Annotated in this window: 8 protein-coding genes and 2 pseudogenes; 6 read left to right on the top strand and 4 right to left on the bottom strand. The window is 69.1% G+C overall.

Features of this window, described 5'->3' with window-relative positions:
• Window positions 1–2 precede the first annotated feature (2 nt).
• Complete coding sequence (locus AB1673_05335) at window positions 3–149, bottom strand: hypothetical protein (protein MEW6153399.1); 147 nt, start codon at window positions 147–149, stop codon at window positions 3–5.
• A gap of 784 nt (window positions 150–933) precedes the next feature.
• A complete protein-coding gene (locus AB1673_05330) occupies window positions 934–1425 on the bottom strand; it encodes a GreA/GreB family elongation factor (GenBank protein ID MEW6153398.1) in 492 nt (163 codons plus the stop codon).
• Window positions 1426–1794: 369 nt separating this feature from the next.
• Between AB1673_05330 and AB1673_05325 the strand changes: the two are divergent.
• From AB1673_05325 to AB1673_05300, 6 genes and pseudogenes are all read left to right on the top strand, one after another.
• Window positions 1795–1875, top strand: a pseudogene (locus tag AB1673_05325) (hypothetical protein).
• A gap of 217 nt (window positions 1876–2092) precedes the next feature.
• Window positions 2093–2425: pseudogene (locus tag AB1673_05320) on the top strand (helix-turn-helix domain-containing protein).
• Between the two features lie 94 nt (window positions 2426–2519).
• Complete coding sequence (locus tag AB1673_05315) at window positions 2520–2978, top strand: carbonic anhydrase (GenBank protein ID MEW6153397.1); 459 nt, start codon at window positions 2520–2522, stop codon at window positions 2976–2978.
• A 327-nt stretch (window positions 2979–3305) separates the two neighbouring features.
• A complete protein-coding gene (locus tag AB1673_05310; GenBank protein MEW6153396.1) occupies window positions 3306–4430 on the top strand; it encodes a TerC family protein in 1125 nt (374 codons plus the stop codon).
• Window positions 4431–4686: 256 nt separating this feature from the next.
• Window positions 4687–5193, top strand: coding sequence for a sodium-independent anion transporter (locus AB1673_05305; GenBank protein MEW6153395.1), 507 nt, complete (start codon window positions 4687–4689; stop codon window positions 5191–5193).
• Between the two features lie 348 nt (window positions 5194–5541).
• Window positions 5542–6429, top strand: coding sequence for a phosphoglycerate mutase family protein (locus AB1673_05300; GenBank protein ID MEW6153394.1), 888 nt, complete (start codon window positions 5542–5544; stop codon window positions 6427–6429).
• Window positions 6430–6684: 255 nt separating this feature from the next.
• Here AB1673_05300 and AB1673_05295 read toward each other — a convergent pair whose 3' ends face one another.
• Together AB1673_05295 and AB1673_05290 are read right to left on the bottom strand one after the other, a co-directional pair.
• Window positions 6685–11937 carry a hypothetical protein gene (locus tag AB1673_05295; GenBank protein MEW6153393.1) on the bottom strand — a complete coding sequence of 1751 codons (5253 nt, stop codon included), beginning with the start codon at window positions 11935–11937 and terminating at the stop codon, window positions 6685–6687.
• Window positions 11938–12175: 238 nt separating this feature from the next.
• Window positions 12176–13045, bottom strand: coding sequence for a hypothetical protein (locus AB1673_05290; GenBank protein MEW6153392.1), 870 nt, complete (start codon window positions 13043–13045; stop codon window positions 12176–12178).
• Between the last annotated feature and the right edge of the window lie 108 nt (window positions 13046–13153).

Here is a 13153-nt window from a genome sequence, read left to right as displayed (position 1 = left end):
GATCACCCGAGGGGCTCTGGACTGCTCACGAAGGTCTTGGAGACCACAATGGCCCGGGTCGATCCGCATGCGGTCACTTCGGCGATGGTGAACACCCCACTGATCACGGGCAGGTCGGCGGCGGCACCGAACACCTTGATCTTGGCCATCGTGGGGAGACCCCTTCGGTTCATACCGGTACCCCCGGGTGATTCCGCCGATCGTTTCCCGTGTGCCACGGCTCCCATGCTCGCCGCAGCTACCAGGCTTCGGTGGGATCGGCGCGCGGAGTGCCAGGGCGACCCAACCCCGTCGAAGTGGCCGAGGGCGCCGTTGCGGTCCTCGGTCGTGATCCGTTCCAGTGGTGGGGCTGCACGATGGTGAGCGGTAGCGAGCGCGATCCCGCCGGGGGTCGACCCGGTGTCGTGCCAATCTAGGAACGTCCGGTAAACCAGAGGAGCCGGTAGGAGTCGATGACCAGGGCCGCGAGGCGCCGGAGCGGTCCGATGAGCTCGTCGATGGGGCGCCGGGCAGCGCGGCGGCGAGCCGCCGTTGTGTCCGTTCGACAAGGTCTGCGAGGTTACCCCGGTCCTCGGGATCGAGTCGCGCCCCTGGTGTGGTCGGCAGGAGGACCGAAACCATGGGTAGCCGCTCAGGTATGGCAGGCGGGCCAGGTCGGCCGGGGTGACCACCCGAAGCAGGACCTCGGCGATCGCGGGACGAGTTGGGGCGACGGACGGTGCGGGCAGCGGGTGGGGTGACGCGTCCCGGCGGAGGTCCTGCGTGGCGGGATGTGCCAGTCGAGCGCTCACGGGGTGGCCTCGGGGTTGGTGGGGCTCGACGGGCCGGTCGGGGCGGCGGTCGACGGCATCGCAGCGTGGTCCTTCGTGCACCGGCGGGGGGCCGCCCCCGTCGTGTGCGGGTCGGATTTGTTCGGCGCGGAAGCAGTCATGGTTAGGGGCTTGGTGGCCGGGCGGTCTCGGTTCTGGTGGCGCTCTCGATGACACATCGGTAGGTGCCGCCAGGGGCGGCGACTTCGACCTCGTCACCGACGCGGCGACCCAGCAGCGCCCGGCCCAACGGGGAGAGCGCCGACGCCCGTCCGGCGCCGACGATCGCTTCGGAGGAGTCGACGATGACGTAGCGCTCGGGGGGCGCACCAACGACGCGGATGGTGACGGCTTCGCCGAGCTCGACCACGTCGGGGTAATCTGCGAGCGCCTCGACGGGGCGAGCGGTGGCGAGAACCGTGCAGATCCGAGCCAACTCGGCAGTGGCCCTCTGGTAGTCGGCCACGACCGAGTCGTCGCGGTCGGAGCCGTCGCGCAGCTCGATCAGGCGGGGGATGATCTCGTCTCGCAGGTTCCGGGCGCGGGCGCCCAGGTGGCGGCGACCCTGACGGGTGAGGCGGACCTCGCCAGCGGTGTGGGGAATGGCGACTGTCATGGGATGCTCCTGGGGGTGTGGACCACGGTGGGCGGGGTGCTCGGCGCCGGCGAGGTCTGCCGCAAGGCGCGGTGGGCGGTGCGGCCGGCGGTCTGCGGGGCCGGCGAGCCGGGTGTCGGCGTCGTCACAGGAGTCATGGCACCCATCATGGGGCTGCGGTGTCCCGGAAACAACGGCAGACACCGGACGACTCAGAGGCGCTGCAGCTTCCGTGATCAGGAGTGGATCAGCCACTTTCGTGGCGGCGCAGTTCGAAGTCGGCGCGGGGGCGTTCCGGCAGCCGATTCGGCGCGATGAAGGGATGCGGTTCGGGGGCCGCCACGGGCGCCATCGAGCGGGCCGAGCACGGCCCGGACCCTCAAACCCAGGCCGCTTCAGTGTGAGGTCGGCGTGGGCCGCCCCTGTGCCGGTCCGGGCGGCCTGGTCCGCTCCTACAACGAGGCCTGCGAGGCGCTGGAGCTAGCCCGCCGCCTGGGCCTCGCCGAGCCGATCATCCGGTTCGAGTCGGTACTGCCCTACCGAGTGCTCGCCCTCGACCCGATCACGGTCACCGAGATGGTCCGAGCCGTGCTCGGCCCTCTCGATGGCGCCCGTGGCGGCCCCGAACCGTTGATCGCCACGCTCGACGCGTACTTCGCCGAGTCCGGCTACGCGTCGGGGGACCGCACGCCGCCTCCATCTCAGTCCCCGCGCCGTCGTCTACCGGCTCGAGCGCATCGCCCAGCTCACCGGTCACGCCGCCGACGACCCCGAAGGGCGCTTCGTCCTCGAGCACTGCCTCCAGGTAACCGCCGAGCAAGGCACGGTCGACGCCCGCCTCGCGAGCAGCCTTGGCCGCGATCCGGCCGATCGCACCGTCGCGCGATGGCGCCACCAACGATTCGATCCTGGAGCGGGTAGGTCGGGCGGCGCCCAACCTCCCCTCCGCACCCTGGGCGGTCATCTCGAACCCGAGTCTAGGTCGAAGACGATCCCGGCACTCCGATGTTCGGAAGTATAGAGGGCCACTGCTGGTCCGGGAGCGCGCATTGTCTTCGAGGTCCTCGCAGCGCAGTATTGGCTTCATGCAACCAACCCACCGACCTGGCGCCCGAATGGAGGACTCCGCCCTCCCCGCCGCCCAGTGCCAGGCGGTGGTTCTGTCCTGCAGCGACTACCGCTTCGTCGAACCGATGCGCCGCTTCCTCGCCCGGCGCGGACTCACCGGCACCGTCGACCTCATCGCCTGGCCCGGTGGCGCCGCCGCGCTCGCCACCCCCGACCGTGACGCCATCATCGACACCATCCGCATGGCCTGCGAGCTGGACAGTCCGGCCGAGATCGTGCTCGTCGCCCACCACGACTGCGACCGGCTCGGCGGCTCCGCCTGTTTCGCCGGGCCCCAAGCCGAAATCGCCACGCTCGAGACCGCGTTGGCCATCGCCGGAGAGGTGGTCGCAGAGCAGTTCCCGTCCCTCCGCCTCCAGCTCGTGCGCTTGGACCCCAACGGCCCGCGTACCGTCATCGCGGGTTCTCGTCGCGACGTCCCAGCGGTGCTCGCGGGCAGCAGATGAGCGGCACCGCTGCATGGCTGCCGGCCGCCGGCGCCATCGCGCTCCTGATCGCCGCCTATTGGCTGCGCTCCTGGGCCCGGCGCGAGATCATCTACCGCCCGTTGCGGGAGCGCAGAGGCCGCACCGACGCGCGGGGCCGAGGCGGATCCACGTCAGATCCTGAAGCGACGACGGCCGGGCCGCGAGCTGGCGGACCGCCCAGCCCTCGACCTACAACGCCAACCGCCTGCAGGGCCGAGAAGTCAGTTCCGCCCGCGCCCCGCCCCGCCGATCCGTCCACCGCGGAGCGGATCGCAACCCTCGCGTCCGCTGATCGCAGGAGCCCTCATGCTTAGCGTCATCACCGCCCCGCTCGTGGCCGCCGCACCCGGCGTGAACGAGAGCTTCGCCAGCTTCGACGTACCCGCCTGGGCGTGGTTCGCCCTCGTGAGCGCCATCGTCATCATGCTCGTTGCCGACCTGCTGCTCGTGCACCGCACGGCCCACGTCATCAGCATCAAAGAGGCGGCCATCGAGTCTGCGGTGTGGATCTCCCTTGGCCTCGCGTTCGGCCTGATCCTGCTGATGTGGCAGGGCGGGCAAGCTGGCGGCGAGTACTTCGCCGGCTTCCTCATCGAGAAGAGCCTCTCCATCGACAACGTGTTCGTGTGGGCCGTCATCTTCTCGTTCTTCGCAGTGCGCCGCGAGTACCAGTTCCGGGTGCTGTTCTGGGGAATCTTCGGGGCACTCGTCCTGCGAGGCATCTTCATCTTCGCCGGCGTATCGCTCATCGAGCGCTTCGATTGGGTCCTCTACATCTTCGGCGCCTTCCTGCTCTACACCGCGCTCAAGATCGCCCGCCACGATGAGTCGAAGAAAGTCGACTACAACAACAACGTCGCCATGCGCCTCGTACGGCGCCTCGTCCCGACCACCAGCCGCTTCGACGGCCAAAAGCTCTTCACGCGCGAGAACGGCAAACGTGTGGCGACGCCGCTGTTCGCCGTCCTCGTCCTCATCGAAGCGACCGATGTCGTCTTCGCCGTCGACTCGGTGCCGGCCATCCTCGCCGTCAGCCGCGAGCCGTTCATCGTGTTCGCCGCAAACGCCTTCGCCATCCTCGGCCTGCGCTCGCTCTACTTCCTCCTCGGTGGAATGCAGGGCAAGTTCCGCTACCTCAACGTCGGCCTCGGCGTCATCCTCGCCTTCGTCGGCGTCAAGATGCTCCTCATCGGCAAGCCGTTCGAGCTGCACATGCCCACCTACGTGTCCCTCAGCGTCATCACCATCGTCATCGCCGCAGCGGTAATGGCGTCGCTCCACGCGGACAAGCGCGACCGCAACGCCGGCATCGTGCCGCCAGCGCGCCATCCCGCCTCCGACCCCGCCCACATCCCAGAATCCGACGTCGAACCGGACCGAGACCCTGCACCCGCCTCCGATTCTCAGGCCACACCGGCGGGGCGCCGGTGAGGCCTCCGCTCTTCATAAGGGTTGGACCATCAGCCTCGTACCAGTTGAAAGCCCCGTTGCTCGGTTGCACCAGACAGCCGATCAGGAGTGACGGTCCATGTCGTGCGGGCGCCCCTGATCGCTCGCCCCCGACCTTCCGGAGCGAAGCCATGCCCGCAGAACTACTGCCGCTCGGTGATACACCGGCGGGGCGCAACGCAAGCAGCGTTGCCGGCCGTCCTCAGGCGCTTCACCTCCCTCGCCGCCCACCTCGCGACTGTGCCCCACGACCTCCGAGTGCTCGGGTCGCGAAGACGGCCATTGCTCTGGCCATCAGTCGGGCCATGGGCGTAGTTGTGGTGACCGCCACGGGCACCTGGGTGCCTCCGACGCCGACGCGCTCCAGGCCGTGCTGGCCGATCTGATCGAAGGCCAGGGCAACCTGAAGGTGGTCTTGGACGTGCACGACGTCTCTGGGATCGATGGCTCCAGCCTTCAGGCCTTGGTAGGTGCGGTCGATGCGGCTGCGCAGCTGGGCGGCGAGCTGACCTTCGCCGATCCCAACGAGACGAGTATGAAGGCGCTGGTGGCGGTTGGCCTCGGCGACGCCATCACCCTGGACAGGAACTGCAGCCCGCGGGCACTGGCGTCGGTTCCGCCCGGTCAGGGATACCCTGCAGCACGGCGAGCCTCGATGGCGGAGCACCCAGCCGAAGCAGGGCGTTGCCAGGGGCACCCCGGGTCGCTCGTCGCACCACAGGAGCAAACCGACCCGCCGGCGTGACCGCAGCGGCGGGGCGAGAGTGCCGAGGGCGTCCTCGTCAGTGCAGCGGCTTGATCCGGGGAGTCGGGCGAGTCTCGAGCACCGTTCCCGACGCGGCGATCTTGGCTGACTGAGTCCCGTCAACCTCCCTGACCAGGCCCTCGATACCCCGCCCAGCCCTCGCCCCGGCTTTTGCTGGCGGTCTGCCTGAACGATCTGGCGCGCTCCGGCGGGACCGGGAGCAGCAGGGGCGCAGTCGAGACCGTGGAGCTCGCCGACCCTCTCGGACCTTCACACCCAGTTGGGCAGCACCGACCCGACGGTCTTCCCCACCCACCCACCACGCCCAACGTTGGATACTGCGCCAAAATGACCGGTACCCCAAAGAACCCGGCCGACGATCTTCGAGAGTCCGAGGTGGTCATGCCTGTCGATCTTGTGTTGGTCCGCCATGGTCGAAGTGAGGGAAACGAAGCGCGCGAGCAGTCCAAGCAAGGAGACAACAGTTGCTATACCGGGGAGTTCCGCGCCCGCCTCAACCGCGACTGGCGGCTCACCGACCTCGGAATAGCGCAGGCCGAGGCCGCAGGACACTGGATTCGCGAACACGTCTCGCCGACCTTCTCGCGGTATTACACCTCCGAGTACCTGCGGGCGAGGGAGACCGCTGCGCACCTACGGCTGCCCAAAGCGCGTTGGGTGCAGGACATCCTGTTGCGCGAACGATCCTGGGGACGTGCGGATTTCGTGATGCCCGAGAGCGAGCGCTTCGAGCGCTTCTCCGCCGAGCTCTCCGAACGTAAGGAGGACCCGTGCTATTGGCGCCCGCCTGAGGGCGAGTCGTTGGCCGAGGTCTGCTTGCGGGTGGAGCGTGTCCTCAACACGCTGCGGCGAGACTGCCCCGGCGGCAGTTGCATCGTCTCCACGCACGAGGACGTGAGGTGGGCGGCGCGCTTCTTGATCGAAGGCATGACCCAAGAGCAGTGGTGCGGACTGCTTCTCTCGGACGACCCACGCGACAAGATCCACAACGGACAAGTTCTCCACTACTCCCGCAAAGACCCAGCTACCGGCCAGTGCTCGAACAGACTCGAATGGGTACGTTCGGCCTGCCCGTGGGATCCCGCGCGCTCGACTGACCATTGGCGCCGCATCGAACCTCCAAGCTTCTCGAATGAGGAGCTACTCGCCTCGGTGGCGGCGGTCAAGCGGCTCATAGCCGGACCGCCCGACGACTCCTGGGTGAGAGCTGAGTGAATCGGCCTGGGCATCCTCTTCGTGCTGCTGGCCCTTGGGTTCAGGCGGGCCCAGCGCTCCCTCGCCTGGCTCCGCCGCCATGGACGCCAGGTGGAGGTGTTGTGCGGAGCGCTCCTCCGGTCTCCCTCACTGCGGTGGCGCTCGCCCTCGGCGTCGGCGGCGCCCGGCTACCTCTCCCGGCCTTGGTCAACGCCATCACCGGCGCAGTGGCGGCAATCTTCGCCACGACAGCGCGGACCCCCCCCATCGCGGCCTCTAACACGGGTTAGTAGACGAATTGTTGGCCACTTTGACGCCGTTACTCAGCTGACCCCTGACGGTGAACGTGAACGGCCCGCCCGGCGCCGGCCGCGAGGTGGGGTCGGCGGTCTTGGTCACCGAGACCGTCGGCAGTACGTCGGTGATGGTCACGGTGGCCGTGTCGCTGGCGGTGGCCGTCGACCCGTCGTCGTCGGTCACCACCACCGTCACGACGTCGGTCTGGGTGTCACCTCCGCCGCCCAGGAAAGAGCCTTGGAACGCGCACGTGTAGGAACTGCCCGCCGGGATTATCACGCCGATGGCGCAGGTACCCCGGCCGTTCAGGTTGCCGTAGATGTCGTCTACCAGCGAGGTGATCGTCACGGCCTCGTTGGACGTGTTGGTCACGACGACAGTGAAGGTGAACGTGCCCCCGGGCTCGGGCAGGCTGGTCGGGTTGGCCGTCTTGGTCAGCGTCACCGTGGGCGGCACGTCGGTGATGGTGACCGTGGCCGTGTCACTGTCGGTGGCCGACGTCCCCTCGTTGTCGACCACGACCACCGTGACGATGTCGGTCTGGGTGTCGCCCGCGTTGCCGGTGAAGACACCCGTGAACGAGCAGGCATAGCTGGCCCCGGGCTGGAGGACGGCCCCGATGGCACACGTGCCGCGGCCGTTGAGGTCACCGTAGATGTCGTCGGTCAGCGAAGTGATCGTCACCGGCTCGATGCTCGTATTGGTGACCACCACCCCGAAGGTGAAGGTGCCGCCGGGCTCGGGCCGGCTGGGCGGGCTGGCCGTCTTGTCGACCGTGACCGTCGGCGGGACGTCGGTGATGAAGACGGTGGCGTCGTCGGATGCCGTCACGCTGGACCCGTCGTCGTCGACGGCCACGGCTGTGACGGTGTCGGTGAGCGACGCGCCCGCGTCACCGGTGAACGTGGCCACGAACTGGCACGTGTAGCTCGCACCGGGGGCCAAGACGGTGCCGATGGCATCCGTACAGGTGGAATCGCTCCGTGTCGTCACGTCGCCGTACACGTCGTCGGTCAGCGAGGTGATGGTCACCGCCTCGATGCTGGTATTGGTCACCACGACGGTGTAGGTGAACGGGCCGCCCGGCTCGGGCCGGCTGATGGGGCTGGCCGTCTTGTCCACGTCGATCGTGGGCAGGACGTCGGTGATCGTCACGGTGGCGTCGTCGGAGTCGGAGACCTCCGAGCCGTCGTCGTCGACCGCCGTCACGGTCACAACGTCGGTCTGGCTGTCGCCCGCGTTGCCGAAGAAGTCCCCTTCGAACTCGCAGCTGTAGCTCTCCCCGGAGGCCAGCACCGCACCCGTGGCACATGTGCCCTGCCCGTTGAGGTTGCCGTAGATGTCGTCGGTGATCGAGGTGATGGTGACGTCCTCGATGCTGTTGTTGACCACCAGGACGCTGAACGTGAACGTGCCGCCCGGCTCGGGGAGGCTGCTGGGATCGGCGTCCTTGGTCACCACGATCTGGGGCACCACGTTCAGGATCGAGACGGTGGCGTCGTCGGAGTCGGTGGCCTGGTTGCCCTCGTCGTCCACGGCCACAGCCGTGACGACATCGGTCTGGATGTCGCCGGCACCGCCGAAGAAGTCGCCGGGGAACGAGCACGAGTACGTGCCCCCGTTGGCCGCGATCACGCCCCCGGTGGCGCACGTGCCCTGGCCGTTGAGGTTGCCGTAGATGTCGTCGGTCAGGGTGGTGAGGGTGACGGGCTCGATGCTGGTGTTGGTCACCACTACCGTGAACGTGAAGGTGCCCCCGGGCTCGGGCATGACAAGCGGGTCAGCGGTCTTGTCGACGGTGATGGTGGGCAGAACGTCGGTGAGGGTGATCGTGGCGTCGTCGGAGTCAGAGGCCTCGTTGCCTTCGTCGTCCTCCACCACCACGGTGACCGTGTTGGTCTCGGTGTCGCCACCGCCACCGGTGAAGTCGGCGGTGAACGTGCACGGCGGCGAGCTGGCCCCCGGAGCGAGGACGCTCCCCACGACGGGGCCGCAGGTCGAGCCGGGCAGGGTGGTGAGGTCGCCGTAGATGCTGTCGGTCAGTGAGAGGACGGTCACGTCCTCCACGCTGGTGTTGGTGACCACGACCGTGAACGTGAACGTGCCCCCGGGCTCCGGGCGGGTCAAGGGGTTGGCCGTCTTGTCGACCAGCACAGTGGGCAGCACGTCGGTCAGGGTGACCGTGGCGTCGTCGTCGTCGGTGGCCTCGACGCCATCGGGGTTCTCGGCCACCACCGTGACCACGTCGGTGAGCGAGTCGCCGGCGTTGCCCGTGAAGTCGGCCGTGAACTGGCACGGGTAGTTAGCCCCCGAAGCCAGCACCGTGCCGATGGCGTCGGTGCACGTGGAGCCCGGGCGAGTGGTGATGTCTCCGTAGATGTCGTCGGTGAGCGAGGTGATCGTCAGGTCATCGGTGCTGGTGTTGGTCACGACGACGCTGTAGGTCACCGGCCCACCCGGCTCGGGCATGGTCGTGGGGTTGGCCGTCTTGACGACCTGGACAGTCGGCAGCGCGGTCACGATGGAGGTCTCGTTGGGAGCGCCGCAGGGCGACAGCGCGGGCGCGTTGTTGGCGTCGCCGCTGTACTCGGCCACCCAGTTGTAGGACCCCACGGCGGTGGGCGTGAAGTTGCCCGAGTTGTAGTTGCCGTTGCCGTTGACCGGCACCGTCGAGGTGAACGCCACCGGCCCGGCGCAGGCCGCGTCGTTGGGGCCGTAGAGGGTGAAGGTGATGGTGCCCGTGGGGCCGGCCGCCGGTGGCGTGGCCACTCCCCCGGCCAGGGTGGCGGTGTCGCTGATGGGTTGGGTCAGCGTCACCTGCTCGACCGCCTCGGTGGTCAGCAGCGGCGAGGCCCGGTCGACGGCGGTGATCTCGCCGGGGGCGTTGCAGGGGCTGTTGGCCGGCGCGTTGTTGGCGTCGCCGCTGTAGTCGGCCACCCAGCGGTAGCTGCCGGGGGCCGTCGGCACGTAGTCACCCGAGACGTAGTCGCCGTTGCCGCTGTCGACGGCCACGACCGACGTGAACACGGCCGGGCCCGCGCAGGTGGCGTCGTCGGGACCGAACAATGTGAAGGTGATCGTGCCCGTCGGGTTGACGCCACCCGAGAGGGTGGCGGTGTCCGAGATGGGACTACCGACAGTCCCGGCCTGAGTGGCCAGGGTCACCAGGGTGGGCTCGGCCTGGGTCACGACGCTCGACTCATTGGGTGCGTTGCACGGGCTGGTCGCCGGGAGATAGACTGCGTCGCCGTTGTAGACCGCCACCCAGCGATAGGTGCCCACGGCGGTCGGCGTGAACGCCTCCGAGGTGGCCGTGGGCGGCGGGCCGCCGGCCAGGGGCCGGTTGGCGCTGGTGAACACGGCCGGACCGGTGCAGGCGGCGTCGTTGGGGCCGAACACGGTGAAGGTGACCGTGCCGGTGGGGTTGGGGGCGGGGGCGCCCGGGCCACTCACGGTGGCCACGTCGGTGATGGAGCCACCGATCGTCACCGTCGGGGTGGCGTTGGTCACGATCGTGGCCACCGGGCGCAGGACGGTCGAGGTCTCGTTGGGGGCGCCGCACGGGCTCGTCACCGGGGCGTAGACGGCATCGCCGTTGTAGACCGCCACCCACTCGTAGTCGCCGGGGAGTGTCGGGGTGAACGGCTCCGATGTAGCCGTGGGCGGCGGGCCACCGGCTAGGGGCCGGTTGGCACTGGTGAAGACCACCGGCCCGGCGCACGTGGGGTCGTTGGGCCCGTACACCGTGAAGGTGACCGTGCCGGTGGGGTTGGGGGCGGGGGCGCCCGGCCCGCTCACGGTGGCCACGTCGGTTATGGGCTCGCCCAGGTTGGCCGTCGGAGTGGCGTTGGTGACCACTGTGGCCACCGGAGCGTTGACCACCGAGGTCTCGTTCGGGGCGCCGCACGGGCTGATGGCCTCGAGGTTGTTGGCGTCGCCGCTGTAGACCGCGACCCACTGGTACTCACCCGGGAGCGTGGGCGTGAAGGGATCGGACGTGTAGTTGCCGTTGCCGTTCACTGTGACGGTGTCGGTGAAGATCGCCGGGCTGGCGCACGTCGGGTCGCCCGGGCCGAACAAGGTAAAGGTGATGGTGCCCGTGGGGTTCACACCGTTGGAGAGCGTGGCCGTGTCGGAGATGGGGCTGCCGACCGTGACGGGGGTGACCGCTTGGGTGACGATGTTGGGCTGGGCGGGGGCGAAGGTGACGGTCTCGAGAGGCTCGCCGCAGGCGTTGGCGTCGGCCGCGTAGTTCGCATCCCCGCTGTAGGCGGCCACCCAGATGTAGGTGCCGGCCTGGGTGATGGGAACGGGTGTGGGCGTGACGTGGTCGCCGAACCCCGTGACCACGACCTGCTGGGTGTTGAAGGGCGCGCCTGCGCAGGTCGGGTCGTTGGGGCCGTAGAGGTTGAACGTGATGGTCCCGGTGGGGGTGGCGCCTGCTCCCGTGTTGGGTGGCACCGGGCTGAGGGTGGCGGTGTCGGTGGTCGTGCCCAGGTTGGTGCCCGGCGTGGCCGCCCCCTGGCCCGCCACCGTGGTCACCTCCGTGGGGCCCTGGCCCACCGTGCTGAAGTCGGCCTGGCCGGTCCTCGAGAAGGTGAAGGGGTCCTGCGGTGGCTGGGAGGACGGGGTTACACCGGTGGAGTGGTAGGTCTGCACCCCGGGCGCCGCTTGGACGTCGGTGGTGGGCACCCGCAGGGCGGTAGCCGTGAAGTTGATGGTGCAGGTGTTACCGGTTGACAAGACGAGGGTGCCCTCCCCGCCGGGCGGGGTGAGCCGGTAGCTGGTGGCCGTGGCTGTATTGCCGGTGTTGGGGGTGATGGTCCAGGTGCCCTCGCACGTGGCGTTACCGGCGGGGATGGACTGGCCCACCCCGGTGGCGCTCAGGGCGTAGACGCCCGCCTCGGGGGTGCCGCCGATGCAGTCGGTGGTCGGCTGGGTGCAGGCGGGGTAGAGGTCGATCTGGCTGATGTGGATGTTGGGGAAGTCGACCGACTGCGGGGGGGTCGAGAAGTTGCTGACCGCGTAACCCGCGGGGAACGTCTGGCCCACGACCGAGTCGGGGAAGTCGGCGTTGGCCTGGATCAGCAGGACGCCGGACGCACTGGAGGCGAGGATGGTCGACAACCCCAAGAGCACGACGACCGCGCTGGCGAGGCGGCGGAGGAACGCTTCCCGCCGGCGTCGGCTAAAGCCGCCTACGCTCACCCAACCGCTCACGAACCCAGCCACGTCGCCTCCCACCGTTACAACACAACGTGACCAAGCCCACGCCGTGTGTGAGAGCAGGCTACCCCAGGCCCATGCCCACTGCCAGGACCTTTGCACCCCTTCCACATCTTCCCCACCCGTCCAACACGATCCCAACTGCCGGTGCGAGCCGACGGTCACGTTCGCCACCTGCGTGTTAATCGAAGGGAGGGCCCCCCTTCCAACGTCGGCCCAACGGCGAATGAGCCGCCGAGAACCCCTAGCGTTCCACGGGCCGGGGGCGGGCACGTCGCCAACTGAGCCCCAACATCACCGTCCCCATCAGCACCAGGGCGGTCGCAATTCGCGCCGGCCCCTGTACGTCCGGGCCGGTCAACGCGACCGATGCCCGATGTCCTTCGGCAGCGGCAGCCGGGGGGGTGGGGGAGGCAGCCGAGGGTGAGGCGGCGGTCAGCCTGACCGTGCCCCCCGCAGCCGGGCTCGTCGCCGTGGCCCGGGTGCCCTCGTTGTCCTCCACCGTCACGACCACCTGGGTGACAAGGGTGCTCCCGGCGCGGCCGGTGAAGGTGGCCGTGAACGAACAGGTGAATGTTCGCCCCGGCATGAGGACCACACCGGTGCGGCACGTCCCTCGGCCGCTCAGGTCGCCGTGGGTGTCGCTGCGCAGCTCGACGATCGTGACCGTCTCGGGATTGCTGGTGTTGGTGACCGCTACCGCGTAGGTGAAGGTGCCGCCCGGTTCGGGTCGTGCCTCGGGGGTTACCGTCACGGTGACCTCGACCTCGGGGGGTACGTCGAAGAGGCTGACCGTGGCCGTGGACTGGGCTGTGGCCAGCCGCCCCTGGCCGTCGACGGCAGTCACGCTCACCGTGTTCGAACGGGTGGCCCCGCCCTCACCGCTGAAGGCCAGCGTGAACGAGCAGGAATAGGTCGCACCGGGCGCCAGGACGGTACTGGCAGCCGTGGCGCAGGTGGATCCGCTCTGGGTCGTCAAGTCGCCGGCGACACTGTCGAGCAGCGAGACGATACGGACCGGCGTCGGCCCGGTGTTGGTGACCGTCACCGTGTGGACGAACAGCCCGCCCTCCTCGGGGAGGGTCGCGGGATCGGGGGTGTTGGAGACCGCCACCCGAGGAGCGTCCGGCGGCTCCGTACCCGCCGGCGTGGTGGTGGTCGTGGTGGTCGTGGTGGTCGGTGCGGTCGTGGTCGGTGCGGTCGTGGTCGTGGTCGTGGTCGG

The organism is Actinomycetota bacterium (assembly GCA_040754375.1).
GTDB lineage: Bacteria > Actinomycetota > Acidimicrobiia > Acidimicrobiales > AC-14 > JBFMCT01.
Note: the sequence above shows the minus strand (reverse complement) of the source record. Positions and strands in the feature narration are given on the sequence as shown.